The following is a 24,477-nucleotide window of genomic DNA, read 5'->3' as shown; positions in this document are numbered from 1 at the left end:
AAAAAAAGAATGACGCGTCTTTTCACGCCCTTTCCTCAGGCGAGACACAAGCCAGTTTTCCTGCTTCGTTCAAGCAGGAAAGCGGGTCTTGTTTGTCTCTGACAGCGCAAAAATGCGCTTTTTTCTGTAGGAGTTGCGTGTGACGTGTCATTTTTTACGAGACAAGGGTGGCAGAGGATCATTCTTCCACCCTTGTCTTTATAGAGCCTTTAAGTCAGCTTCTTGTATCCGATAACTAGAGAACGTGAATGTTCACCCGCGACGCATACAGGAAAAGAAAGCGAGGATGACAAAAAACGTTCGTTGTAAGCATGACCTTGCACGCAACGAATCAAACGCGATCGAGTACGAGGTCGTCTGCTTGTTCAAGATACGCTTTGACCGGTGCGACTGCCGCCTCGACTGTGCCTGGTGCGAATGGAGACTTCAGTCCAGCGCGCTCGACGAGTGTGAGGAAGCTTTCCGATCCGCCGGCACGACAGAGATCGAGATACGACTTCCAAGCCGCTTCCCGGTCCTGCTCCATCCAAGCATAGAACTGGAAGGCACAGACTTGAGCGAGTGTGTAATCGATATAGTAGAACGGACTGCCGAAGACATGTCCTTGTTGATGCCACCATGCGCCTGAGTCGAGATAATCGTTCGCTTCGTAATCACGGTGCGGCAGATATTTCTTCTCGATCGTCCGCCATGCTTCGCGACGCTCAGCCGGTGTCAATTCCGGTTGGTTGTAGATGACGTGTTGGAACTCATCAATCGCAACGCCGTACGGAAGGAATGTGACGCTTCCTGCGAGGTGATTGAATTTGTATTTCGCCGTCTCTTCACCGAAGAATGCTTCCATCCACGGATAAGCGAAGAATTCCATCGACATCGAGTGAATCTCACACGCTTCATACGTCGGGAAAGCACTCTCTGGCGCTGTCAGGTGACGGCTCTCATAGACTTGGAACGCGTGTCCGACTTCGTGCGTCAGAACATCGATATCGCCTGCCGTTCCGTTGAAGTTCGAGAAGATGAACGGGAGTTTTTCGTCTGCGATGTAGGTACAATACCCGCCGCCGGCTTTTCCCGGCTTCGCTGTTAAATCGAGTGCTTCCCGGTCGAGCATGTAGTTGAAGAACTCATTCGTCTCCGGTGACATCTCGGCGTACATCTTTTTACCGCCTTCGATGATGAATGACTCTTCGCCTTTCGGTGTTGCATTCCCAGACTTAAAGGCAAACCCTTCATCGTAGTAGTACAAGTGATCGACACCGATGCGTCGTTGCTGACGCTCTTTGAGTTGTGTCGCGAGCGGAACAATCGTCTCGCGGATTTGTTCGCGGTATTGTTCGACCATCGATTGGTTGTAGTCGACGCGGAGCATCCGTGCATAACCGAGTTCGACGAACGACGGGAAACCGAGCGTTTTCGCGATCTCAGTTCGGATGCGGACGAGTTTGTCGTAGATCGTATCGATGGCTTCACCATGCTCGTTTAAATAGCCGTAGCGTGCTTCTGAAGCCGCTTTACGGACGTCACGATCAGGTGATTGAAGATAAGGACCGAACTGCGATAAGTTGAGCGTCTTGCCATCAAACTCGATTTGAGCAGAAGACATCAGTTTCGTATATTCGCTTGAGAGACGGTTCTCTTCTTGGAGTTTTGGAATGATCTCTTCTGAGAACGTCTTCAGGCTCGCTTCCGCAATCAGGAATAACTGTTTGCCTTGTGTCTGTTCGAGTTCGCTGCGGAGTGGATGCGTCGTCAACGCTTGATAATAGCTTGAAACATATCCTTGATAGATCGCGCTTGCTTCATCGAAGAACCCTTGTTCCGTCTCATAGAACGTATCGCGTGTATCGATCGTATGGCGGATCTCGACGAGCTGGCTTGCCGTTTCAAATTGATTTCTGAGGGTATTAATCTCAGTGATGGCTGCGTTTGCTTCATTTACCTGTGTGGCTTCCGTCAGTCGAGCGATTGCTTGCTTCATGGATGTTTCAAGCAAGGCAAGATCAGGACGGACATATGTAATTTCTGAAAATGGCAACATGTAAGCGCCTCCTTTTGATTTCTAACTATTATCACACAAAAATACTTGCAAAACTAGAGGGACAAACGTATGCTTTTTGTGAGAACGTGAGCGAGCTGTCGAACAGCTTACTCCTATAAAAAATCGAAACTTCCATTCGGAAGAAAAACGATCGAGAAAGTAGAGGGATAGTATCATGGGATTCTTAAAAAAATTGTTTGGTGGTAACGACGCAGGAAACGCGAAAATCGCTTCTGCACTTACAGGTAAAATCGTCAACATCGAGAACGTACCCGATCAAGTTTTCTCTCAAAAAATGATGGGCGACGGTGTCGCAATCGAACCAACTGAAGGTAAAGTCGTCTCACCGATCAACGCAACGGTTGAAACGATCTTCCCAACAAAACACGCAATCGGTCTAAAAGGTGAAGATGGTCTTGAACTGTTGATTCACGTTGGTCTTGATACAGTTAACCTTAAAGGTGAAGGCTTCACGGCTCACGTCCAGTCAGGTGACAAAGTCAAAGCAGGAGACGTCCTCGTCGAGTTCGACCTTGACTACATCCGTGCGAACGCCCCATCGACGATCACACCGATCATCGTGACGAACCACGATCAATTCACGCTTTCAGCTGTTCCGGCTGAAGGAACTTCTGTTGTCGCAGGCGACACAGAACTCTTCAAAGCAACACATAAATAAGATACGATACGCCTCCATTCCTTACGAATGGGGGCTTTTTTTGTTGTCTCCTCCCGTGTCTTACCGTTTTGTAAGAGAAGTGAAAGCAAAGTCCATTTTGAGAAACGAGCACTCGTACTAGACTGAGTGTAACGAATCAAACACAGGAGGCATTACAGATGAAAGCAATCTTACAGGCAGAACAGATTTCAAAAACCTATCAAACAAAAACCGCGCGCCACGAAGCGCTGCGTCCGACGACGCTCCGTGTCCATGAAGGAGAGTTCGTCAGTATCATGGGACCGTCGGGTGCCGGGAAATCGACGTTGCTCAACTTACTGTCGACGATCGATCAGCCGACGGACGGCTCGATTTTGATCAACGGAGCAGACGTGACAGCGATGAAGGAAAAACAATTAGCCCGTTTCCGCCGGGAACAGCTCGGCTTCATCTTTCAGGACTTTAATCTCCTCGATACGATGACGGTCCGGGAAAACATCGCCTTACCGCTATCGCTCGCGAACATCGATAAGAAAACGATCTTGGAGCGTGTCGATCGTGTGGCGCATCAACTCGGTATCGCAGACCTGCTCGATAAACGTCCGGTCGAACTCTCTGGTGGACAAAAACAGCGGACGGCTGCCGCTCGTGCCATCATTCATGATCCGTCGCTTATCTTAGCGGACGAACCGACCGGTGCGCTTGATTCGAAGTCCGCGACCGGATTGCTCGAAGCGATGCAATCACTAAACGACGAAGGCGCGACGATCTTGATGGTGACACACGATCCGATGACGGCGTCTTACGCGGAACGGATTCTGTTCGTCAAGGACGGAGAGCTATTCAAGGAAGTCCATCGCTTCGGTTCGCAGAAGGAATTCTTCGAACAAATCATGGAAGTCCAGCGGGAACTCGGAGGTGCCGTTCGTGAGCTTGTTTAAACTGGCATTTCAGAATTTAAAAAACATCTGTCAAAACGTGATGTACCTCGGTGCGGTCACGTTTGCGATTCTCATTTATTATACGTTCCTCGCCATTCGCTCAAACGAAGCGATGCTTCAGGCGAACGAATTGTACGGAAAACTAGGAACGGTCTTTACGGGAGCAAGTGTCATTTTAGCGCTGTTCTCTGCCATCTTCATTTGGTATTCAAGTGACTTCTTCTTACGCCGCCGTAAGAAGGAAATCGGGCTCTACGCGTTGCTCGGTTTAGAACGAGGACAGATTGCCCGTCTCATCTTCCTTGAGACGATGGGGTACGGGGTGATCGGTCTGATCCTCGGAATTGCGATCGGTACCGTCGCTTCGAAATACTTCGTGCAGTTGCTGGCTTCCGTCATGGCGATGCAAGTCGATGCGACGTTTACGATCAGTGGAGCTTCCGTCCTGCAGACGATCGGTGTCTTCCTGTTGATTTTCCTGATCATCGCCTTACGTTCTGCTCGGACGATTTATCGTTTTACATTGATCGAATTGTTCAAAGCAGAACAACAAGCGGAATCCCTTCCGAAAGTGCATCCAATCCTGGCCGTTCTTTCGGTCGTCTTGATCGGTGTCGGTTACTATTTAACAGGACAACCGTTGATGGATCACTTTACGATCGTCGCACCGCTTTTGATGCTGTGTGTCATTCTCGGGACGTTCGGAACGATGAGTTATTTCACGATCTTCTTATTGCGCGTCTTAAGTAATCAAGCGCGGCACTTTAAAGGAACGAATTTAATTTTGCACGGGCAATTGTTATCACGAATCAAATCGAATGCCGTCATGCTATCGACGATTACGGTTATCACTGCCGTAACATTGACGACTGTCGGGACGGCGACATCGATTTATTACTTCATCGATCAGACCGTCGAGGAGCAAGTCCCTTACAGTCTATCGATTGCCAGTAAACAGGCGGAAGCGGAACAGTTGATTGAACAGTCCGATCAGAAGATTGAAAGCCGGACGATGGTCAACGTCAAGAACGTCGACCATCAGATGACCGAGCTGCCGAATCCGCTGACGTTCACACGCTACTACGCGACGTATGCGTATGAAGACCAGCCGGGACAATTCAGCTATGTCAACTACTCGGATTACGTCAAGCTCGCAAAGGCAAACGGAAAACCGGTCATTGCGGAACCGAAACAGGGCGAAGCGATCGTCCTTGAGACGTTCAAAGGCAACGATTTGTTAAAGATGAAGGTTAAATCACCGATTGGTGTCAAAATCAAGGATGTTCACGAATCCTTTCGCATCACCGCTGCGACGAATCTTCCGATCGCTCAACTTTATGAGAAACAAAGGCTTGCCTTCGTCGTAAACGATGATGCCTTCGCGAAGATGCCGGAAAAAGGCTTCACGCTGACGAATTATCAGTTCTCAGATGAACGTCATGACGATGGACTGATGAAACAGTTGACACAACTATATGGAAAACAAGCGGACACGGAAATGGCAGCCTATTATCCGGTCTATGCGATGACGACGGCAACGACCGGCTTACTGGCATTCGCTGCCGGATTCCTCGGTCTCGTCTTCTTACTTGCGACCGGTTCAATCATCTACTTCAAGATGCTCGCGGAAGCAGAAGAATCAAAACAACGGTTTGCCGTCATCCAAAAGATTGGTGTTGATTCGAAGGAGCAGACCGGCATCATCCGGCGTCTTGTCGGATTCGTCTTCTCCTTACCGTACGTGCTCGGACTCGTGCATAGTTTAGTGGCGATGAAAGTGTTGCAAAAACTGTTGAACTACAATATCGTTCGCCCGACCCTGCTCGCCATCGGCTGTTATACGATCGTTTACTTGATCTACTACATCGTTACGGTCCGTGCGTATCGCCGCATCGTCACGTGAGGAACTAAATACGCGTACACGGAACTGGAAACGGAATAATCGTTTCCAGTCCTTTTTGAGTTCGTTATGATAAAGGGAGAAGGAGTTGAAGCGAACGATGCATACGATTTTATTAGTAGAAGATGATGTGAAAATTGCGACGTTACTCAAGGAATTGCTGGAACGCTATGATTTTGAGGTCGTCGTCGAGGATGGACGGGACGATATCGTCGCGACGTATGAACAGACGAATCCGGATGTCATTCTGCTCGACGTCAATTTACCGAAATTCGACGGGTTCTATTGGTGTCGGCAATTGCGGATGAAGACACGGGCACCGATTCTATTCATCTCGGCCCGGGTCGGAGAGATGGATCAGGTCATGGCACTCGAATACGGGGCGGACGATTATATCGTCAAACCCTTCCAGGGAGCGGTCGTCATCGCCAAAATCAAAAGCCACATCCGTCGGGCATATGGAGCCTTATCCAGTGAAAGTGACGAGCGGACAGTGACGAAAGAGGGGGTCACACTCTATTTAGATCGGTATATCGTCGAACATGGAGAACAGTCGATCGAGCTATCAAAAAAAGAAGGCTTGATTCTTGAGATGCTGTTGACCGTCAGTCCGCGCATCGTCAGCCGTGGGGATCTGCTCGAACGGATTTGGGATGACGAGGCCTTCGTTGACGAAAACACGTTGAACGTCAACATCACTCGCGTTCGAAAACGGTTGGCGGAGATTGGCGTGACGGGTCTTGAGACGGTGCGTGGCGTTGGTTACAAGCTGGTTCTTGAATCATGAAACTGTTCTTACGGCACGCTTTACCGGGAACCCTATTCTTCATCGGACAGATGGTCGTGTTGTACGCCGTTTTATGGTTGTACGATTTATACCGACCGGCTGCCTTCTTTTATATCGTCCTCTTAAACAGCATCGCCCTCGTCATCTATCTCAGTTACCGCTTTTTCAGCATGTTACCGCTACTCCGGCGGTTGAAACAGCCGATCCAATCTGTTGCCGAGCCGATTCGCAGTGACAGTGAAGAACCGATTTCAGTCGCTGTCGAGCAATTCCTAGAACGGCAACAGACGCTGTTTCGAAACAGTCTGTTTGCTGAGCGTCGAAAGGAAAAGGAGCGGCACCGTTACGTCGATCAATGGATTCACCAGATGAAAACTCCGTTGTCCGTCATCGAACTGATTCTCGAACATCCCGGGGAGCAGTATCAGGCCGATTTACGGCAGGAAGTCGACCGGTTGCGGTCGGGACTCGATCAAATGCTGTATTCCTCGCGACTGGAAGCGATTGAGACCGATTTAAAGGCGGAACGTCTGGCGCTTAAGCCGCTCATTACAGGAATCATCAATCAGGAAAAACGCTTATTCGTCAAAAATCAGGTCTTTCCGAAACTGGATATTGCAGAGGGCATATACGTCTATACCGATTCGAAATGGTTTCGCTTCCTCGTCCTGCAACTGGTGACGAATGCGATTAAGTATACGACCGGTCATGGACAGGAGGTCGTTTTGTCGGCGGCTGAGACGAATGGGCAAGTCATCCTCTCGATCCAGGACGATGGTGTCGGTATTCCGAAGCGGGATGTCCCGCGGGTCTTTCATGCCTTCTTCACCGGGGAGAACGGACGACGATACGGGGAATCGACCGGGATGGGGTTATATTTCGTACATCAGGTATGCCTAAAGCTCGGACATGAGATTGAGCTAGAAAGTGAAGAAGGAACCGGAACGACATGCCGGATTCGATTAGTGGGAGGTCGCACACATGATTGAGGTCAAACAATTAGGAAAAGTCTATCCCGGAAAGGTGAGCGAACAGCCGCTGACGGATTTGAACTTCCGGGTCGAGGAGGGAGAGATGGTCGCGGTCATGGGACCATCGGGAAGTGGGAAGTCGACGCTCATTAATCTGCTCGCGACACTCGACGAGCCGAGCTGGGGATCGATTCTGATAGACGGTGTCGACACGGCGACGTTCAAACGCAAAGAGACGATTCGCTTCCGGCGTGAGACACTCGGCATCATCTTTCAAGAGTTCAATCTGCTCGATTCCCTCACGCTAGGCGAGAACATGCTCGTTCCGTTGATGTTGACCGGTAAAAAGGCGAAGCCTGCCCGTGAGGAGATGGAACAACTCGCACGGCGCTTACAAATTGACGAGTTGCTCGATAAGCAGGTCGACGAAGTGAGCGGAGGGCAACGGCAACGGACGGCGATCGGACGTGCCCTGATTCACGCCCCGCGGCTGATGCTTGCTGACGAACCGACCGGGGCGCTCGATTTTCAAGCGACGAAACACGTCATGGACGTCTTAGCGGAGTTGAACGCAGCCGGCATGACGATGGTCATCGTGACCCATGACCCGCAAGTCGCTTCGTATTGTAATCACGTCCTCTTCCTAAAAGACGGTAGCATCCAGACGGAACTGTTCCGTGATGAGCCGCGGCGTGTCTTTTTCCAGCGTGTCATCGAATCGCTGTCGTTGTTAGGAGGGGATGAGCATCAATTATCTGCAATACGCCCTACGTAACATCCGTCGCTATCAGCGCCTGTATTACGGCTATGCTTTGACGATCATCGTTGCGATGACGATCGTGACGAGCTACTGGAACTTACTGACGAATGAGTCGTTCCAAAACGTTGCCAAAGTACTCAGTCAATTGAACCAAGTCATCGAGATGACGATTTTCTTTGTCTTCATCGCGGAGCTAATCATCCTATTTTTTAGTGTTCTATTCATCTATTCGACGACATATACGATGCTTGAACACCGGAAGAATGATTTGCGGACGATGCGGACGCTCGGGAGCGGCTTTTCGCATTTCTTGAAATATTTCTTGATTGAAGTCCTGCTGGTTGGCGGAATGGCGATCACGGTCGGAATGATTCTTGGAAATGTCCTGACGAAGATGCTGTTGTTATCCGTCGTCAAGGTCATGTTCCTGCCCGCAATCGAATTCGAGTTATCCATTTATGCAATCCTCGCTTTGATTGGCGGCTCCTTCTTCGTCCTGTTGACGGCGACGATCCTCGCCATTTATCGTTTTCGTCCCGATCGACCGATGCGACTGCGTTCGGTGTTTCGAAAGCGGATCTGGATCGTTACGCAAGTCGTCGCCGTTTTGACTTTAATCTATGGGTACGTATTAGCGTTCACCCGGACTTACGGCTTTTTCATGATGTTTCCATTCGTCATCTTCATCGGTTCCTTTTTCATGTGTCGATATGTCCTGCCGTGGTTAACGAAATTATACCGTCCTTGCCGATTGTCGTTACGAAAACTGATCATTTCCGAGATTGCCAATCAATTGCGGACGAACAGCACGTTGATCGCGCTTGGAACGATTTTGACATCCTGTGCGCTGACGGCGGTCGGCCTCGTCTTCTTTTTTCAGCTGATCGGGCTCGACTTATCGTCACAAAACCAATTTGGTCTTGTCTATTATGAGGAATCCGCACAACCGACGAAACGCTTGAAGGAAGTCAAACAGACGATGACGGATGCCTTTCCGGATCGGTATCAGCAAGATATCCGGTTGAAGTCGGACGGAACGCGTTTCGTCTTACCGGTTTCCGCATACAACGGGATGATGCGCCACCTGCATCTCCCGGAGCGGACGGCTACAGGACGGCAGAGTTTCTTTGTGCCCGCCCGCCCTGTGCAACTTGAGGAAAATACGCCGACGATGAAGAAGGCGGCAGCTGCCATGAAACAAGCAGACTTCGACTTACTGCCGGCTTCTTCCCATGCGCTTGTCTTTGGTTACAATTACCGGATCGAGACGCTGTTCGTCGTCAGCGATGCCGTCTTTCAGACGCTTGACCAGCCCGTCCGGCAAATCGTCGTCTTCGATACACCATCGTATCAGGATTACGGGACGAAGGACTGGAAGCAATGGATGAAGATCGTCCGCAACATCCAGTCGACAGCCAAACTCGATGAGAAACAACCTGTCCCGTATCAATTGATCAATGAGACCGAGGACGAGATCGACGGGATCCGGATCGTTCGTCTCGTCACGTTCGTCGTCATTCTTCTGACCGTCTGGCTGTTCGTCATCAATGCGAGTTTTCTGCACGTCTGGATGCAGATGACAGCTGAGCAGGAACAAAAGCGGATGAAGACCTTGTTTGCCCTGGGCTTCGGATCCGGAAACGTCCGTCTCTATCTGCTTGTGAAGTACGGTGCGGTCTTAATCGTTCCGTATCTGATCTCGATTTTCCATGCCTTCTTACTGTTTCAGGCGCTCATCTCGGAAGCCGGACTTAAAACGACTTCGTTCCTTGACTTGTCACTGTTTTGGATCGGAATCGTCACGGTCGGTTATTTCTTGAGTGTGCTGCCGATCTGGTTACGGTATCCACGGCACCTGTTTCGAAAATCATCCGAAAGTTTCATGTCTCCGGCACCGGATTCAAGGGTATGATGATACCATAGGAACAAGGGAGGGAATCATATGCTAGACCATTCACCCTATCGGGGTTACGGTGACCGGATCCGCATTTTGCGGGAGCGTGCCGGAATTACGATTGAACAGCTGGCAGAACGGCTCGGCGTCGCCCCGTATTTCATTCGTCGGACAGAACTGAGCGAAGTCTACCCGACAAAACCCTATATCGAGGCATTGGCGGACGTCTTGAATATCGACGCCAGTTATTTAGCCCGCCATATCTGGACAGGCGAATCGCTGAAGTTCGTCATGCAGCAGAAGACGCCGTTTGACGAGATGAAGCTTGCGTATGAACAGACACTCGGAGAAGATGGTTCGTGGGTCGAAGAGCAGCTCGAAGAACGGATGCGCCTGTTCGATTTGATGTATGACGATGACGTCAAACGGATCGAGCAGACGATGAGTGCAACGGAGCAACGTGTCTTTCATGAACTCGTCGAAGCCGTGATGGAAGCCGGAGAGTTGCAACGGGACCAAGCGGAAGAGACGTATGAATTGTTTGAAGATAAGCTACCATCGATGATGCAACTGGATGAGTATCTCGACCGGATGACGGATGGTGTATCCTTGTCCCGGTCCACGTATTACGCAGACTATAGTGAACAAAAAAGCCGAGCGCGTTATCACCGGAAATAAAAAAGTCGCTGTCCTCTGATTGACGTTCAGAAGACAGCGACTTTTTGTTAACGTTGTGGCATCGGACGTGGACGACGCATCTTTTGACGCGTTCGACCAATGATGAAACCGATGATCGCATTTGCAATGACGAGTACCCAACCGACATAGCCGAAATTGAGAGTTAAGCTACCGAGCATCGCTTGCCATTTGAAAATCATCATCACGTCACCACGTATGACGAATCGCGCGACACAAACGAGCAGGACGGTCAGTCCGGCGATGAAGACACCGACCCAGCTACCGTACAAACGGGAAGACTGGCGGCGGACCGCAACGAAGGACCAGCAAAAGAGACTGGAGATGAACGCCATGCCTCCATAGGCAAGGACGAGCTCCCACGTCGCACTCGCTTGCGGGAATTTCGTGAACATGACAAGTGACGAGACCATGGCAGCAGCTGTGAAAAGGATCGCTGCCCAAAAACGAGACCGCATAACGTAGTTCCTCCTAAAGGCTTTTTCTCACCTAACGATAGCGGAAACGATTCGTCTTGTAAACTGTTACCGGCGACCGCTTAAAATACGCCGGAGTTGTTTGACCGGATTCGAACCATAGAACAGAACACCGCCGCGGTAGAATTTCGTACCGACGAACAAGGCGAGACTGATACTGATCAGCATCAGGATAAGTGAAATCGAAACTTGCCAGACCGGTACGTCAGTCAGCATGACACGGAGAAACATGACCATCGGTGTAAAGAACGGCACGAACGACAAGACGACGACGGCCTGGTTTGTCGGAGCGTTCAGGCTGAACATCGAGATCATGAAGGCGGCAACGATCAATAGGATGACGGGTAACGTCACTTGTTGTGCATCCTCGACGCGGCTGACGAGTGAACCGAGTGCCGCAAGGAGCGTCGCATACAAGAAGTATCCGAGCAGGAAGAAGACGAACAGATAAACGATAGTCCGAATACTTAAGGAATCAAGTGATAGTTGGTCGAACAGGCTGCTGTTTTGAGCACTGTAGTACCCGACGCCGACAAGGATCGACAGCTGTACGATACTGACGGTTGCGATTGAAAGAATCTTTGCGAGCATATGCTGGATCGGACTCGCCGCTGAAATCAACAACTCCATGACACGTGAGGACTTTTCGTTCGCGATTTCGGTGACGATCATGCCGCCGTAAATGGCAATCGTAAAGTACATCAGGAACAGCAATACATAAACGAGAGCAGAAGCGGCGAACAGTTCGTCTTCGCTTTTTCCGCCAGTCGATGTCAATTCCTGTTTGACGGGAACCGGTTGAGCGAGCGAAGCGAGCACGTTCGGATCAATCTCAGCATCTGTAATGATCGCCTGATCACGTACTTGTTTGACGACTGTCGAGACCTGTGTCTGCAGTTCGGATTCCGGACTGGCACTGACGAGTGTCACGTCATAAGAATCCTTGACGATCGCGACGACGTCGAACGTGCCGCGATCGACGGCTTTTCGAGCTTGCGCCACCGTGTATTCCTTCGGTGTGATATCCGAGGTGACACCGGCCTTCTTCAAGGCGGGGCGAAGGTCCGTCGATAGTTCACTGACGAGAGCGACTTTCGGATCGTCACCCGAGAACCAATCAAGAATCCGTTCGATGTTTCCGAAACCGACGAGGAACAGGACCATCAGAATCGTTGAGATCAAGAAGCTTTTGGCACGTAGCTTCTGCAATAGATTAAAGCGGTATAAAGTGAAAAATTTACGGTTCATAACGTTTTCCGACCTCCTCGATGAAGATATCCTGCAGGGATAATTGATCCCAGACGAAGCGGTCGACATGATACCCTTCGCTGACGATATGCTTTAGCAGCTGGTCCGCTGTTTCCTTCGAGGCGACTTGAACGATATGTCCATTGTTGTCGGATTCGACTTGCAGGACACCGTCCAAGCTGTCCCATAGGAGGGGCGGGGCGTCCGTCGTCAGAAGAACCCGCGTTTTTCCGTAACCTGCCTTGATGTCAGGGAGATAGCCAGCAACAACCGGTTTTCCGTGATCGAGAATCGCGACGTGTTCGCAGAGTTCTTCGACATGGTCCATCCGGTGGCTCGAGAAGACGATCGTTGTTCCGTCATCCGTCAGCTTTTTGACAGCGCGCTTCAATTGTTCCGCATTGACCGGATCGAGTCCGCTGAACGGTTCATCTAAAATCAGGAGTTCTGGTTTATGTAGGACAGCGGAAATCAACTGAATTTTTTGTTGATTCCCTTTCGAGAGTTGTTCGACGCGCATCTTTTCATACTGGGGAATTTGGAAATAGTCGAGCCATTCACTCAGTGCCTGTTTCGCATCCTTCCGTTTCATATCGCGGAGTTCTGCGAGGAACAATAACTGTTCGTCGACTCGGACTTTCGGATAGAGTCCCCGTTCTTCCGGAAGGTAACCGATTTTTGAAGTCGGGATGCGTTGTCCTTTCCAGGTGATGGACCCTTCGGTCGGTTGTAGTAAACCGAGCAGCATTCGGAACGTCGTCGTTTTCCCGGCACCATTCGCGCCGAGTAAACCGAAAATTTGCCCGGGCGGCACTTCGATCGTCAGGGCATCAACGGCTGTAAATTCACCGAAGCGTTTCGTGATCTGTTTGATTTCTAGCATAAGAACCTCCTTTAAAGATGTCTCTTGCACGACAAGTGTACCATTTTTACAAGATGTCCTACGGATAAAATTGGGTAATGGTTCCAGAAACACGGTAAGACTTATTTGTTTACTTTTTGTTTGTTAGTTACTATTATCGTATTAACAGATGAAATTAAAAAGGGGGAACGAATGACATGCATACACCAGGCATTCACCATATTTCGGCGATGGTCGGCGATCCGCAGGAAAATCTCGATTTTTATGGAACCGTTCTTGGACTACGGTTCGTCAAAAAAACGGTCAACTTTGATGATCCGGGAACGTATCACTTCTATTTCGGAAACGAGTCCGGGGCACCGGGAACCATCATTACGTTCTTTCCGTTTGAAGGCATGGCGAAAGGGCAAGTAGGTGCCGGACAAGTCGGAACAACAGCTTACGCGATTCCGCCCGGCGCATCGGATTTCTGGAAAGCACGGCTGACGGAAAAGAACGTCTCGTTTGAAGAAACGGTTCGATTCGGAGAACAACAAATCGCGTTCGGAGATCCGCATGGTCTGCAGATTGAACTCGTCGAACGCAAGGACGGAGCTGACAGTCGCTATGAAATCGATGGGATTTCAAGCAACGTTGCAATCAAGGGGTTTGCAGGTGCAACGTTACTGTCGCGGGATCCATCAGACACTGCCAAATTATTGACAGATACATTTGGACTCACACTCAGCAAACGGACGGAAACCGTTGACCGGTATATCGCGGAAGGTGAGTTCGGCAATGTCATTGACGTCGTTCACGGTCAGATGCCGATCGGTCGCCCGGGTATTGGGACGGTTCATCATATTGCTTGGCGGGCAACGGATCAACGCGAGCAACTCGATTGGATGAAGGCAATCAACGCGTTCGGTTTACTGACGACCGAGGTGAAGGACCGCAACTACTTCACGTCGATCTATTTCCATGACCGCGGACGGATTCTTCATGAAATCGCGACGGACAATCCAGGATTTACTATCGATGAAGAGTTCGAGATGCTCGGGGAAGATTTGAAGTTACCGGAGCAATTCGAAGCACATCGTGCGGCGATCGCAAATCATGTAACACCTATTATAGTACCGAAGGGGAGACTCGTATGATTCATTTATATCAAGCACCAAAAACAGCAGACGCACCAATCTTTTTACTCTTACACGGAACTGGTGGAACGGAGCAAGATCTCGTCGGACTTGTCTCACTGCTCGATTCAGAAGCTGGCTACTTGTCCGTCCGCGGAGAAGTCTCGGAAAACGGGATGCCGCGTTTCTTTAAACGGCTTGCAGAAGGCGTCTTTGATGAGGAGGACCTCGCTTTACGGACAGCACGATTGATGCAATTTTTACGTGAGCAAGCAGCGGAGCATGACTTTTCTCTTGATCGTCTGATTCCCGTCGGTTATTCGAACGGTGCAAACATCGCGGCGAATATGTTGTTTGAGGAAGCCTTATTCAAACAAGCAATCCTGCTGCATCCGATGGTACCGCGTCGCGGTGTGACACTGCCTGACTTATCGAGCGTCCGTGTCTTCATCGGTGCCGGCAGTAACGATCCGATTTGCCCGGCGCAGGAAACAGAGGAATTATCAACACTCCTGACGGAGGCCGGAGCATCGGTCGATGTCACCTGGTCGAACTACGGTCACCAGCTCGTCATGCCGACGATCGAAGCGGCGACGGATTGGTTGAAACAGTAAAAAAAGGGCTGTCCCATCCGCTTCTATCACAGAAGTCGATGGGGCAGTCCTCTTTTCGTGTTAAGCAGGATGATCGCTTTTCGGACGGGAGTAGACGATCAGGACACCACGTTCGACGAGCTTGAGAGCAAGTGTCTGTTTCACTTCTTCCGATGCCTTCGTCTGTGCGAGTTGCCGGTACAATAGCCGAAGTTCACGACGCATCGTCTTACGGATCAGCCACATGCTATCGATCGTCGTACACCAGCCGGTGACGGTCTCGTGTCCGATATAGTATTGCATCTGACGTTCCAGGTAATGAATCCACCACTCGTCCCGTGCCATTTTCAAGAGGATACCGGTCAGACCGATGACGAGGATGGCAAGCGGGATGCTTTCATACAAAGGGAGACGTCCAAGAACGGTACCTACATCCGTGACGAGGGCAAGCATCGTCCATCCTATGCATCCGATGACGAGCCAATATCCAAAGTTGAGCGTACTTCGATGTCGTAACGTCTCTTTCGGCGTAAGCAATGAAGTGGCCATCAGAAACACCTCCTTGTTAAATAATCGAATTTTCTGACAATTTGTAGTTGTCCTTCTACTATAGTTAACTTTTCCCGAATCGTCCAGTCATTAGACATGGAAAATGTGTTTCTTTCTTGACGAAATTCGTGTACGCTACATATAGAAGTGAGCGGTTACATAAAGGGGGATATACAGAAATGATGGATCAGGTGATTTGGATCGCTGTCGGTATCGTTGCCGTAGCTGTTTTCTCAGCATCGAGCGTCGCAGCATACATGGGTGTCAAAAACCAGGAAGATTAATCGAACAGGAAAACGGCTCACTCCGATTTCGGGGTGAGCCGTTTTTTATGAATACTCATTTATTCGCCGTCATATCGGCTTTCAGCGCGTAAGGTTTCAGTGCGTCACTCCAGCGGAGATATCCGCCGCCGACGAGATGAAGTCCGTCGTACGTCAATCGATTTTGCAGATAGCCTTGTTTATTCGTCAAAGCCGGGCGCAGGTCAACGAACGGTGCACCGATCGACTGCGCTAATTTCTGCAGGTTCCGGTTCAGCGCTTCGACATCCTGGTTGATCCGGACCGAATCCGAATATTTCGGAGCGACGGGAACGGTTGACTGGATGACGACGTCGATGTTATTTTTTCGAAGTGTCGTCACGATCGTCGTCATGTTCTCCGTGATTTGCGGAATCGGCGTATAGTGACGGATGTCATTGATACCGCCCATCAAAAAGACGCGTTTCGGTTTCATCTCGAGGATCAGGTCAAGCCGGGTCAAAAATCCTTCCGTCGTATCTCCGGGAATCCCGAAGTTGATGATCGTCGGATCCTCCATCAGAATACGCCAATCGGCAAAGTTAGTCATCGAGTCACCTAACATGACAGCATTCGCTGATTTTGGGTATTGATAAGTATGGAATAGACTATTTAACCGGACGTAGTTCGGATTTTTATCGTATTGGAAAGTCGAGACCGGAGTCGTACTCGTTGCAGGTAAGACGCTTTCGATTAGTTCGAGCGGTTTACGTCCCAGTAACAATGCAAGGAGAACGACGTTTACGACAACAGATAGAATCAAGAGTGTCTTTTTCATAAACATTTCGTTCCTTTCGAGGGAGTATAAGGGGTAGTGTAACATGAATCGGAATCCGTGGTTTGATAATATTAAAGGTTTTCTTGTCATTTTTGTCGTCATCGGTCATATGTTGACGGATTTACGGTTTGATTATGATGGGAAATTACTTGAGACAGTCTATCTGTTGATTTACTCGTTTCATATGCCATTATTTATTATTTTAAGTGGTTATTTCTTTCGCGAAAACAAATATTTACGTGTCATTCAATTATTTGCTGTCTACTGTGTCTGGCAAATTCTAATCGGCTCCTGGGCGACGCTCGGTGAAGGGTTGCCACTCTTGTCCGGGGAAAACATCGGTACGCATTTACTGCGTCCATACTGGGCCCTTTGGTACCTGTTCGTCATGGTCGTCTGGTATATCGTGACGCCGTATGTCGTTCATTTGCGTGGATACGTCTGGTTCGGTCTTGCCTTTGCGTTACTATATGGATTCGAACTCGAAAACACAGGCTTCCTAGCACTCCGGAAGTTGATCATGTTTTATCCGTATTTCCTGCTTGGAAATTATTTGTCGGAGCATCAGTTCATCCGGATTTTTGAGATGCCAAAGAACTTCAAGCGACGAATGAACGTTCGCTTGATTGGAGGCATCACGTTTACAGCCGTCATGGTCTTCTTATTGTTTCAGGCATGGCGCGATACACCGCAAGAGATCGTCGATTTTGCGAATGCGTTCAAGCACCGGTTCCCGTATGTCGAACAGTACGATAGTGATGCCTGGATTGGTGTGCTCAAACATAGTGTCATTTATCTTCTATCGATCGCGGCTTCGCTCGGTTTCATGATGTTGATTCCGATGCGTCGCCTGCCGCTCGTCACACGGGCAGGGGAACTCAGTCTTTACGTCTATTTGCTGCACGTGTTCTTCGTCATGGCGTGGCGCCAGTACGTGACCGATGCCTTCGTACCACAAGCCTGGCTCGCTCTATTGATCATGATCGGGGTTGCTTTATTGATCGTTGGTATCATCATACACCCGCTCGTCGTCCGCGTTCTCCGTCCTTTGATCGAGATTGACATCCGTCCGATCGTCGAGAAACGGGAAGACCTTTCAAAAAAGGGCTGAATGCATTACACTTTAAGATAGATGGATTATTAGACGAAGGGCGTGGAAGGTATGTCATATAATTTAAATAATGCGGATGGTGTCGTAAACGTCTCGCAACAAGTCATCGAGGTCATCGCAGGTGTAGCCGTTCAGGAAACGGAAGGCATCGCCTTTACGGCGGATGATTCGAAACTGCAGGAAAAACAGATGGTTAAACTCGTGAAGGTCGAGGATGTCGGCGGCGATATCACGGTCAGTCTGTCCGTGCATATTAAATACGGTATGTCGATCATCAAGACGGCCGGAAAAGTGCAAGAGCGGATCGCACAAGACATGGAAAACATGCTCGCGTTCCAACCGAAAGCGATCAACGTCCGTGTCATCGGACTCTTAAAAGGATAACGAAAACGTCTCGGCATCAAACGATGCCGAGACGTTTTTTTATGAAGAAGGCGGGAGGTACCGGAGTCCGAATGAAGAGACGTCAGGTGCCGTGCAGGAAAAACGAAGACGGATCGCCTGCTCGCTGTGAGCGGGTAGTGACACGCCCGGGTGGGTGAATTCTGCGAGCGGAGTCTCGTCGTCCATCAATTCAAACGCAAGGGTTTCAAGCGTCAGTGTCTGAGCGCTCGCATTGCGGACGAGAACGATCGCGGTCACTGCATCCGCCTCGCGCACGATCGAAATCGGTAAGAGGGACCATCCATCCGCAGGGGGCGTCGGGTGCGAGTAAGCGACTTGACGAACCATCCGTTGCTCGGGTTCCGTGAAGTTATCGTCGATGAAAAGCTCCGTCAGCGTCTCGCTTGAGAAGACGAGTTGCAGCGGCTCCGTCAACTGCTCGAGGTCGACGAAACAGTCTTCTTCTTCAAAAGTCAACCAAAGCGGAAGCGTCGCCATCGGGAGAAGGACCGGCACTTCTTCGATACTTAAGACCTTACGTGCGACTAGTTCGTCGCCGGATAACACCAAGACGACGAGATCATTGAGCTGAAACGATTCGGCTAACGTATTTTGGAACAGGGCAATGACATGAAGCGGACGACGCGACAATACTTGAACCAGATGAATCGCCATCTGGTTGCTGTGTAATGCAGGAAGTTGTTTGGCAACGTGGCGGAAGACGTATTCATCTTCTTTGACGATCGGCATATCCTCCGTGAAATAGAGGGGGGGACGCAGGACTTCATTCGACGTGTGCATGGTGCAGTTCTCCTTCGCTATCCGTTATCCGTTCCGCCCGACAGATGCCGGAAAGAACCTGCTTCTCAAAACTGGCAATGGCATATTCAAAATAATCCATCCCTTCCCGTTCGAAAATCCGTACGGGTTGTTCCTGACCGTAACTGCGCAGATGAATGCCTTCTTTTAACGTGTTCATCGCAGTCAGATGACGCGTCCACTGCTCATCGAGTGCAAGAAGGATGAAACGTTTAGCGGTCTCTTTTTCGGCTGCGACGTGTGCGATGAGCAACGCTTCGATCTCAGCAATCAGCGGATCGAGTTGCCGTTTCATCTCGTCGATCGTTTCCAGCCGCTTGAGTGAGACGGGGTGATGCAGCAGCTGTTCGAGCTCTGCTGTGACCAATGCGAGCGGCCATTCTTCTGGCACGAGGTCGTCAGAGAGCAGTTGGTCGATGATTGACGGGAGGACACGTAAAGCAAACGGCTGGACGATGTCTTCGAGTGACGTCGCATCGACGATTTGATTCCGCAGATGATAGATGGCGAGACGCTGTTCACTGATGACTTCCTCGAGTTGGACAAGTTCGTCGCGGACACTCCGGTTGACGGATTCACATGTCGATTGAGCGAATTGCAACAAATCCCGGACGTCACGTGAAGCAAGCGGACCAGACGACTCTCGTACTTTCTGTTGCACGCGCTCGAGACGATCGCGGGCGAACCGGCGAGGCAGCTCATCTTCAAGTGAGAGATAAAATTGTGTCAATCCGGGATCCCCTTGCCGACCGGCCCGACCGCGGAGTTGGTTATCAATCCGGACCGACTCGTGCCGTTCGGTACCGATGACGAACAGACCGCCTTGCTGTTGTGCCGTTTCATCGAGCAGGATATCCGTTCCTCGACCTGCCATGTTCGTTGCAATCGTGATGCGACCAGTCTGTCCTGCAGAGGCGATGATCCGGACTTCCTGATCGACGGTTTTGGCGTTGAGGATTTCGTAGGATAACCCGTGGCGCTCAAGTACCTCGGCGACACGAAGTGATTGTTCGATCGAAGATGTTCCGATCAGCACCGGTCGTCCGGTAATGTGTGCCGCTTCTGTAGCAATGGCGATAGCTTCTAGCTTTTCATCACGTGTCGCAAAGATGATATCGTCTGCATCGATCCGGATTTTGGGGCGGTTCGACGGAATTGAAACGACATCCATCCCGTACGTCTTTTGGAATTCTTCTCGCGAAGTCGAGGCTGTCCCTGTCATGCCGGCGACCTGTGCATACAAGCGGAAATAATGTTGGATTGTAATTTGGGCGGTCGTCCGGTTCTCTTCTGTGACCGGAACACCTTCTTTTGTTTCAAGCGCTTGGTGCAGACCATCAGACAGACTGCGTCCTTCCATTAGGCGACCGGTGAACAGATCGACGAGCGCGATTTTTTGATCCTTGACGATATAATCGACATCACGCTTCAGGACGACATGGGCGCGTAAGGCTTGAATGACGTAATGGAACAGCACGGAGTGTTCGGCAGCAAACAGTTGATCGATCGCAAATGCTTCTTCGATCATCTCAATTCCCTGATCCGTCAGCGCGACAGCTTTGATTTCCTCATCGAACGTGTAGTCCTGCTCCTCCTCAAACGTCCGGACGACATGACGGACGAGTTGTTGTAACCCTTCGTGGACGCTGTCCCGCTCTGCCATGATGAGTGGTGTCTTAGCTTCGTCGATCAAAATGCTATCGACCTCATCAATCAAGGCGAAGTGAAGGGGACGTTGCAGACGCTCCGCCGGTTCCGTAATCAGGTGATCGCGGAGATAGTCGAATCCGAACTCGGTGCCGACCCCGTATGTAATATCAGCTGCGTAAGCGATCCGTTTCTCTTCAAACGTTGCCTCTGCCGAGTTGATTCCGACTTCGAGTCCTAAAAAACGGTGAATCTGACCGATTTGTTCGGCATCGCGGTGTGCTAGGTATTCATTGACGGTGATGACATGGACACCTTTTCCATATAATGCCTGCGTGAAACTTGCGAGTGAAGCGACGAGTGTCTTTCCTTCACCGGTCGCCATCTCGGCGATCTGCCCTTCAAGTAAGGCAAGACCGCCCATGAGCTGGACATCGTAATGCCGCAAACCGAGTGTGCGTTTACTCGCTTCGCGAACGAGCGCAAAGGCGGTCGGGGAAACGGTCTCGATCCGCTCACCCGCCTGGAGTCGTTCACGTAATGCGACCGTCAACTCACGTAACGCTTGATCTGATTGTTGTTCCATTTCCCGTTCTAGGCTATTGATCGTCGTTACGATTTTTTCATAACGATGGATTCTACGACTTTGATCATTCAACAACTGTTTGACACGTTGAAACATCTTCGTCACTCCCTCATATGCTATGAGGTTCATTATAGCAGTTAAAAAATGTAAAACGAATAGAAAAGAACGAAATAAGTAAAACATTCCCTTAAAATTGAAAGCGTTATCAAATCAACTAAAGGAATCATCCCAAAACAAAGAATCAGAAATATTTGATAACGCTTGCAAAGATTCGGAAGAACCAGTAAAATTATTCATGAGGCAAGTGCAATCGTTTGCGCAAAGTCATTCGGTTTCTTGCCTTGCATGGACGATGGAAGAAAGGATGGATGTCGGATGGCACCAACGATCGAAGCGGTCATTTTTGATTTAGACGGCGTAATCACCGATACAGCAGAGTATCACTACTTAGCGTGGAAACAATTAGGAGAGGAGTTGGAGATCCCGTTCGACCGGGAGTTCAATGAGACATTAAAAGGGGTCAGCCGAATGGATTCCCTGGAGCGTATCCTTGCGCTCGGTGGGAAACAGGACGCTTTTTCGGAGGACGAGAAGCTAGCGCTCGCCGCGAAGAAAAATGATCACTACGTCACATTAATCCAACATATCTCTGAACAGGACCTTCTTCCGGGAATCACTGCATTCCTCGATGAAATCCGAAACGCTGGGCTGAAAATCGGGATGGCGTCCGCTTCTAAAAATGCGCTGATGGTCGTTGAGGCATTGAAGGTCCGGCACTATTTTGATGACATCGTAGACGCTGCGACCGTTGCACAATCGAAACCACACCCTGAAGTGTTTCTCCGTGCCGCGGAAGCGCTCGACGTCGAACCGAGTCGTTGCATCGGTGTAGAAGATGCAACAGCGGGCATCACTGCCATCCACGCTGCCGGTATGTATGCCGTTGGTGTAGGACCGGAATCGGCGCTCCATGAGGCAGACTATCGTGTCGATTCGACAGATTTGCTTTCCCTTGAGCAGATCCTCGCTAGTCGCTCCCTTGTCTGAACCATTCCCTGATGGTGAAGGACATTCCTTGAACATGAATGTGTATCGAAAAAAGGATCGCTTCCCTGAGCGATCCTTTTTCGTATGTTGATTCGATTAGAATTAGAATGAAGCGAGAATTCCGTCCGCAATTGCTTGCGCGTAGCGTGATTGATACGTTGCATTCGTCAATTTGGAACGGTCCGCGCTATTTGAGAGGAAACCGAGTTCCGCTAGAATCGATGGTGCTTGTGTTCCGCGAATGACAGCATAGTTTGCATACTGTACACTGCGATCGCGCATGCCGGCGTAGGAGACGAGTCGTTGCTGGACGTTACGGGCGAGATTGACCGAAGAAGCACCTTTATAGTAGAACGTTTCTGCACCGTACGCTTGCGTGCTCGTAGACGCATTGATATGCACACTGACGAAAGCGGTCGTTGCATGACTGTTCGCGAGAGCACTGCGTTCTCCGAGCGTCGGGTAATAGTCGTTCGTGTAACGAGTTAGCGTGACGTCAACTTTTCCCGCGAGACGCGCTGCGACCTGTTTTGCGACGGTGAGAACGATATCACGCTCAGTGACACCGTAACGGACAGCGCCGGCGTCATGCCCCCCGTGCCCGGGATCGATGACAAGTAACGGACGATTCGACGGTGCCGGTTGGAACAACGTCAGATACGTCGCATCGATATAACCGCTTTGACCGCTTGCCGTTCTGACCGGAACGAAGCCCTTCGTCTGGTGACGTGGATTCGTGACGACAACGGGGGTACCGCGACCAAGGCGAGCGATTTGTCCGCTGAGTGTCGAAGCACCGGCGCGTAAAGCAACGCTGTTACCGGACGGGATTAAGACATACATCTTCGAACCGCTGTAATCTGCGGCACCGGTCGTCGAAGCCGGAACGGAAGTGCCCTTCTTCAGATATGTTCCAAGGACATACCCCGTTTTTCCTTGATACTGTATCGTATGCCAATTCGATTTGACGGACAAGGAACTGACGGCAGTATCGCTCGGAATCGTAGCGAGTACTTTTCCGGACGTCGAAGGACTGGAGCGGAAATTGAGCCGGTCCGTCGTTGTATAAACAGTCGTTTTAGCGGGAGCGGTGACTTTCTTTAAATAAGAGCCGGACACATATCCGGTCTTTTTCGCATACGTCACTTTGTACCAGTTGCCGTTACGATAGCTTGACTGGACACTCGCATTTTTAGGAATCGTCAACAGCCGGGCGGAGGAAGTCGTAGCTGCACTGCGCAACGAAAGGGCATCCGTCGTCTTATAGGATGTTTTCGTAAACGATGTCCCGCTTTCGATCTTCTTTAAATAGGATCCCGTTACATACCCGGTCTTTCCTTTGTATGACAGTTTATACCAGGAACCTTTCCGATAGCTGGATGTGACTTTCGTCGTTTTCGGGATCGTCAGCAGTTTTTTTGAAGACGTCGAGTTCGAACTGCGCAAATTCAAGGCGTCCGTCGTCTGATACGAGGTTTTTGTAAAAGATGTGCCGGTCGCAGCCGATACAGAAGAAACAGGGACGAAACATCCGGATACCAACGAAAGTACCAGCGCTGTCTGAAGTGTTTTAGGTAATTTGTCCATTAAATTTCCAGTCTCCTTTTCGGTAAAATAAGAAAGATATAAATTGGTTTATGAGAACTTAAGTATTATTAAAATAGTTAAATGTAGAAATTATATGTTCCGTTTTCACTCCTTTCTGTTAATATGAGGTGTAGCCAATTTATCGGTAAGGATATGAAAATATTACAGGATAATTAAATAATTAAAGAAATTATATATTATCAAGGCAAATTATAGTTTAATATATTTCAAAATACATACAATTGAAACACAAATGAAATATTAATGTATAAAAAAGGGAAGAGGGGCAAGGAATGGGGAACAGTGAACATATTTACCGCGAACTAATGGAAATCGAAGAGGAATACCGTCGTTTGCAACGTCGTGCGGAATACTTGATCTCGGAATTAAGCCGGGGAGCGGGAGAACACTCCCAGGAAGTTGCTGTCACGCATGAACGTCCGTTAAAGCAACGTCGCGTCAACCAGCGTTATCCGCTTGAAGTCTACGTCCATCAAATCAGTGATCTGATGCGGGAGCGGGAATCCATGACGGCGCGTGATATCCAAATGGAGCTCGAACTGCGCTATCGTCACCAAATTAGTAACATCTACCAGTTGATGGCGAAAGTCGAACAGGCAAACCCTGCCATAAAAAAAGTCGGACGCGGCGTCTATACATATGATCCTGCAGCTGAAGTACCAATCTTCATGTAAGAGCCGCTCGTCGGCTCTTTTTTTTTATGATAT

The 24,477-nt window shown here is 49.8% G+C and carries 23 protein-coding genes; 14 read left to right on the top strand and 9 right to left on the bottom strand.

From position 1 onward, the window contains the following. Positions 1-331: 331 nt before the first annotated feature. Positions 332-2,035, bottom strand: coding sequence for a M3 family oligoendopeptidase (locus ACRPK8_RS02375; RefSeq protein ID WP_432236897.1), 1,704 nt, complete (start codon positions 2,033-2,035; stop codon positions 332-334). Between the two features lie 178 nt (positions 2,036-2,213). Here ACRPK8_RS02375 and ACRPK8_RS02370 point away from each other — a divergent pair, with 178 nt between their 5' ends. The 8 genes from ACRPK8_RS02370 (at position 2,214) to ACRPK8_RS02335 (ending at position 10,627) form a co-directional block, all read left to right on the top strand. Further along, positions 2,214-2,717, top strand: a complete 504-nt coding sequence (locus ACRPK8_RS02370) for a PTS sugar transporter subunit IIA (RefSeq protein ID WP_035396161.1) — start codon at positions 2,214-2,216, stop codon at positions 2,715-2,717. A gap of 158 nt (positions 2,718-2,875) precedes the next feature. After that, positions 2,876-3,637, top strand: coding sequence for an ABC transporter ATP-binding protein (locus tag ACRPK8_RS02365; protein ID WP_432236736.1), 762 nt, complete (start codon positions 2,876-2,878; stop codon positions 3,635-3,637). Continuing rightward, on the top strand, positions 3,624-5,540 hold the full coding sequence (locus ACRPK8_RS02360; protein WP_432236735.1) for an ABC transporter permease: 1,917 nt from the start codon (positions 3,624-3,626) through the stop codon (positions 5,538-5,540). The genes ACRPK8_RS02365 and ACRPK8_RS02360 overlap by 14 nt, the downstream gene beginning before the upstream one ends. A 97-nt stretch (positions 5,541-5,637) precedes the next feature. Further along, positions 5,638-6,324, top strand: a complete 687-nt coding sequence (locus tag ACRPK8_RS02355) for a response regulator transcription factor (protein WP_432236734.1) — start codon at positions 5,638-5,640, stop codon at positions 6,322-6,324. Next, entirely contained in the window at positions 6,321-7,313 is a 993-nt protein-coding gene (locus ACRPK8_RS02350; RefSeq protein WP_432236733.1) for a sensor histidine kinase, read from the top strand. Before ACRPK8_RS02355 ends, ACRPK8_RS02350 begins: the two co-directional genes overlap by 4 nt. Continuing rightward, positions 7,306-8,070: an ABC transporter ATP-binding protein gene (locus ACRPK8_RS02345; RefSeq protein ID WP_432236732.1), complete on the top strand. Its 765-nt coding sequence runs from the start codon at positions 7,306-7,308 to the stop codon at positions 8,068-8,070. The genes ACRPK8_RS02350 and ACRPK8_RS02345 overlap by 8 nt, the downstream gene beginning before the upstream one ends. Next, the gene (locus ACRPK8_RS02340) at positions 8,036-9,967 is read left to right on the top strand and encodes an ABC transporter permease (RefSeq protein WP_432236731.1); all 1,932 of its coding nucleotides are present in this window, start codon (positions 8,036-8,038) and stop codon (positions 9,965-9,967) included. Before ACRPK8_RS02345 ends, ACRPK8_RS02340 begins: the two co-directional genes overlap by 35 nt. A 30-nt stretch (positions 9,968-9,997) precedes the next feature. Continuing rightward, positions 9,998-10,627 carry a helix-turn-helix domain-containing protein gene (locus ACRPK8_RS02335; RefSeq protein ID WP_432236730.1) on the top strand — a complete coding sequence of 210 codons (630 nt, stop codon included), beginning with the start codon at positions 9,998-10,000 and terminating at the stop codon, positions 10,625-10,627. Positions 10,628-10,674: 47 nt separating this feature from the next. Here the strand turns inward: ACRPK8_RS02335 and ACRPK8_RS02330 are convergent, their stop codons facing one another. The 3 genes from ACRPK8_RS02330 to ACRPK8_RS02320 form a co-directional block, all read right to left on the bottom strand. Then, complete coding sequence (locus ACRPK8_RS02330) at positions 10,675-11,103, bottom strand: hypothetical protein (RefSeq protein ID WP_432236729.1); 429 nt, start codon at positions 11,101-11,103, stop codon at positions 10,675-10,677. A gap of 66 nt (positions 11,104-11,169) precedes the next feature. Continuing rightward, positions 11,170-12,369 carry an ABC transporter permease gene (locus tag ACRPK8_RS02325; protein ID WP_432236728.1) on the bottom strand — a complete coding sequence of 400 codons (1,200 nt, stop codon included), beginning with the start codon at positions 12,367-12,369 and terminating at the stop codon, positions 11,170-11,172. Then, positions 12,359-13,252 carry an ABC transporter ATP-binding protein gene (locus ACRPK8_RS02320; protein WP_432236727.1) on the bottom strand — a complete coding sequence of 298 codons (894 nt, stop codon included), beginning with the start codon at positions 13,250-13,252 and terminating at the stop codon, positions 12,359-12,361. Before ACRPK8_RS02320 ends, ACRPK8_RS02325 begins: the two co-directional genes overlap by 11 nt. A 176-nt stretch (positions 13,253-13,428) precedes the next feature. Here ACRPK8_RS02320 and ACRPK8_RS02315 point away from each other — a divergent pair, with 176 nt between their 5' ends. Next, complete coding sequence (locus ACRPK8_RS02315; RefSeq protein ID WP_432236726.1) at positions 13,429-14,367, top strand: VOC family protein; 939 nt, start codon at positions 13,429-13,431, stop codon at positions 14,365-14,367. Continuing rightward, complete coding sequence (locus tag ACRPK8_RS02310; RefSeq protein WP_432236725.1) at positions 14,364-14,960, top strand: alpha/beta hydrolase; 597 nt, start codon at positions 14,364-14,366, stop codon at positions 14,958-14,960. The genes ACRPK8_RS02315 and ACRPK8_RS02310 overlap by 4 nt, the downstream gene beginning before the upstream one ends. A gap of 60 nt (positions 14,961-15,020) precedes the next feature. On the opposite strand, the gene ACRPK8_RS02305 is transcribed toward ACRPK8_RS02310, so the two are convergent. Together ACRPK8_RS02305 and ACRPK8_RS02300 are read right to left on the bottom strand one after the other, a co-directional pair. Beyond that, entirely contained in the window at positions 15,021-15,488 is a 468-nt protein-coding gene (locus ACRPK8_RS02305; RefSeq protein ID WP_432236724.1) for a hypothetical protein, read from the bottom strand. A gap of 339 nt (positions 15,489-15,827) precedes the next feature. After that, complete coding sequence (locus tag ACRPK8_RS02300) at positions 15,828-16,568, bottom strand: SGNH/GDSL hydrolase family protein (protein WP_432236723.1); 741 nt, start codon at positions 16,566-16,568, stop codon at positions 15,828-15,830. Between the two features lie 43 nt (positions 16,569-16,611). On the opposite strand from ACRPK8_RS02300, the gene ACRPK8_RS02295 reads away from it, so the two are divergent. Both ACRPK8_RS02295 and ACRPK8_RS02290 read left to right on the top strand, forming a co-directional pair. Beyond that, the gene (locus ACRPK8_RS02295) at positions 16,612-17,679 is read left to right on the top strand and encodes an acyltransferase family protein (protein WP_432236722.1); all 1,068 of its coding nucleotides are present in this window, start codon (positions 16,612-16,614) and stop codon (positions 17,677-17,679) included. A 51-nt stretch (positions 17,680-17,730) separates the two neighbouring features. After that, positions 17,731-18,063 (top strand): Asp23/Gls24 family envelope stress response protein, encoded by a 333-nt coding sequence (locus ACRPK8_RS02290; protein WP_029342549.1) that lies wholly within the window; start codon positions 17,731-17,733, stop codon positions 18,061-18,063. A gap of 39 nt (positions 18,064-18,102) precedes the next feature. On the opposite strand, the gene ACRPK8_RS02285 is transcribed toward ACRPK8_RS02290, so the two are convergent. Beyond that, positions 18,103-18,864 carry an SLAP domain-containing protein gene (locus ACRPK8_RS02285; protein WP_432236721.1) on the bottom strand — a complete coding sequence of 254 codons (762 nt, stop codon included), beginning with the start codon at positions 18,862-18,864 and terminating at the stop codon, positions 18,103-18,105. Beyond that, positions 18,848-21,211, bottom strand: coding sequence for an accessory Sec system translocase SecA2 (gene secA2, locus ACRPK8_RS02280; RefSeq protein ID WP_432236720.1), 2,364 nt, complete (start codon positions 21,209-21,211; stop codon positions 18,848-18,850). Before secA2 ends, ACRPK8_RS02285 begins: the two co-directional genes overlap by 17 nt. 279 nt (positions 21,212-21,490) lie before the next feature. Here secA2 and pgmB point away from each other — a divergent pair, with 279 nt between their 5' ends. Then, on the top strand, positions 21,491-22,162 hold the full coding sequence (pgmB, locus tag ACRPK8_RS02275) for a beta-phosphoglucomutase (protein WP_432236719.1): 672 nt from the start codon (positions 21,491-21,493) through the stop codon (positions 22,160-22,162). 102 nt (positions 22,163-22,264) lie between these two features. Here the strand turns inward: pgmB and ACRPK8_RS02270 are convergent, their stop codons facing one another. Then, positions 22,265-23,749, bottom strand: coding sequence for an N-acetylmuramoyl-L-alanine amidase (locus tag ACRPK8_RS02270; protein WP_432236718.1), 1,485 nt, complete (start codon positions 23,747-23,749; stop codon positions 22,265-22,267). 293 nt (positions 23,750-24,042) lie between these two features. Here ACRPK8_RS02270 and ACRPK8_RS02265 point away from each other — a divergent pair, with 293 nt between their 5' ends. Continuing rightward, a complete protein-coding gene (locus ACRPK8_RS02265) occupies positions 24,043-24,444 on the top strand; it encodes a hypothetical protein (protein ID WP_432236717.1) in 402 nt (133 codons plus the stop codon). Positions 24,445-24,477 lie beyond the last annotated feature (33 nt).

This window comes from Exiguobacterium sp. TDN 0502 (assembly GCF_050846835.1).
Classification (GTDB): domain Bacteria; phylum Bacillota; class Bacilli; order Exiguobacteriales; family Exiguobacteriaceae; genus Exiguobacterium_A.
The sequence above is the reverse complement of the archived record's forward strand: the minus strand, read 5'-3'. Positions and strand labels throughout refer to the sequence as shown.

What these genes read in the sequence shown, in the direction of transcription:
- ACRPK8_RS02355 (WP_432236734.1), top strand. Translation starts at nt 5,638, where the DNA reads ATGCATACGATTTTATTAGTAGAAGATGATGTGAAAATTGCGACGTTA.
- ACRPK8_RS02265 (WP_432236717.1), top strand. Translation starts at nt 24,043, where the DNA reads ATGGGGAACAGTGAACATATTTACCGCGAACTAATGGAAATCGAAGAG.
- ACRPK8_RS02345 (WP_432236732.1), top strand. Translation starts at nt 7,306, where the DNA reads ATGATTGAGGTCAAACAATTAGGAAAAGTCTATCCCGGAAAGGTGAGC.
- ACRPK8_RS02270 (WP_432236718.1), bottom strand. Translation starts at nt 23,749, where the DNA reads ATGGACAAATTACCTAAAACACTTCAGACAGCGCTGGTACTTTCGTTG.
- ACRPK8_RS02370 (WP_035396161.1), top strand. Translation starts at nt 2,214, where the DNA reads ATGGGATTCTTAAAAAAATTGTTTGGTGGTAACGACGCAGGAAACGCG.
- ACRPK8_RS02350 (WP_432236733.1), top strand. Translation starts at nt 6,321, where the DNA reads ATGAAACTGTTCTTACGGCACGCTTTACCGGGAACCCTATTCTTCATC.
- ACRPK8_RS02330 (WP_432236729.1), bottom strand. Translation starts at nt 11,103, where the DNA reads ATGCGGTCTCGTTTTTGGGCAGCGATCCTTTTCACAGCTGCTGCCATG.
- ACRPK8_RS02365 (WP_432236736.1), top strand. Translation starts at nt 2,876, where the DNA reads ATGAAAGCAATCTTACAGGCAGAACAGATTTCAAAAACCTATCAAACA.
- ACRPK8_RS02310 (WP_432236725.1), top strand. Translation starts at nt 14,364, where the DNA reads ATGATTCATTTATATCAAGCACCAAAAACAGCAGACGCACCAATCTTT.
- ACRPK8_RS02290 (WP_029342549.1), top strand. Translation starts at nt 17,731, where the DNA reads ATGTCATATAATTTAAATAATGCGGATGGTGTCGTAAACGTCTCGCAA.
- ACRPK8_RS02340 (WP_432236731.1), top strand. Translation starts at nt 8,036, where the DNA reads ATGAGCATCAATTATCTGCAATACGCCCTACGTAACATCCGTCGCTAT.
- ACRPK8_RS02285 (WP_432236721.1), bottom strand. Translation starts at nt 18,864, where the DNA reads ATGCACACGTCGAATGAAGTCCTGCGTCCCCCCCTCTATTTCACGGAG.
- ACRPK8_RS02325 (WP_432236728.1), bottom strand. Translation starts at nt 12,369, where the DNA reads ATGAACCGTAAATTTTTCACTTTATACCGCTTTAATCTATTGCAGAAG.
- pgmB (WP_432236719.1), top strand. Translation starts at nt 21,491, where the DNA reads ATGGCACCAACGATCGAAGCGGTCATTTTTGATTTAGACGGCGTAATC.
- ACRPK8_RS02305 (WP_432236724.1), bottom strand. Translation starts at nt 15,488, where the DNA reads ATGGCCACTTCATTGCTTACGCCGAAAGAGACGTTACGACATCGAAGT.
- secA2 (WP_432236720.1), bottom strand. Translation starts at nt 21,211, where the DNA reads ATGTTTCAACGTGTCAAACAGTTGTTGAATGATCAAAGTCGTAGAATC.
- ACRPK8_RS02320 (WP_432236727.1), bottom strand. Translation starts at nt 13,252, where the DNA reads ATGCTAGAAATCAAACAGATCACGAAACGCTTCGGTGAATTTACAGCC.
- ACRPK8_RS02315 (WP_432236726.1), top strand. Translation starts at nt 13,429, where the DNA reads ATGCATACACCAGGCATTCACCATATTTCGGCGATGGTCGGCGATCCG.
- ACRPK8_RS02295 (WP_432236722.1), top strand. Translation starts at nt 16,612, where the DNA reads ATGAATCGGAATCCGTGGTTTGATAATATTAAAGGTTTTCTTGTCATT.
- ACRPK8_RS02300 (WP_432236723.1), bottom strand. Translation starts at nt 16,568, where the DNA reads ATGAAAAAGACACTCTTGATTCTATCTGTTGTCGTAAACGTCGTTCTC.
- ACRPK8_RS02335 (WP_432236730.1), top strand. Translation starts at nt 9,998, where the DNA reads ATGCTAGACCATTCACCCTATCGGGGTTACGGTGACCGGATCCGCATT.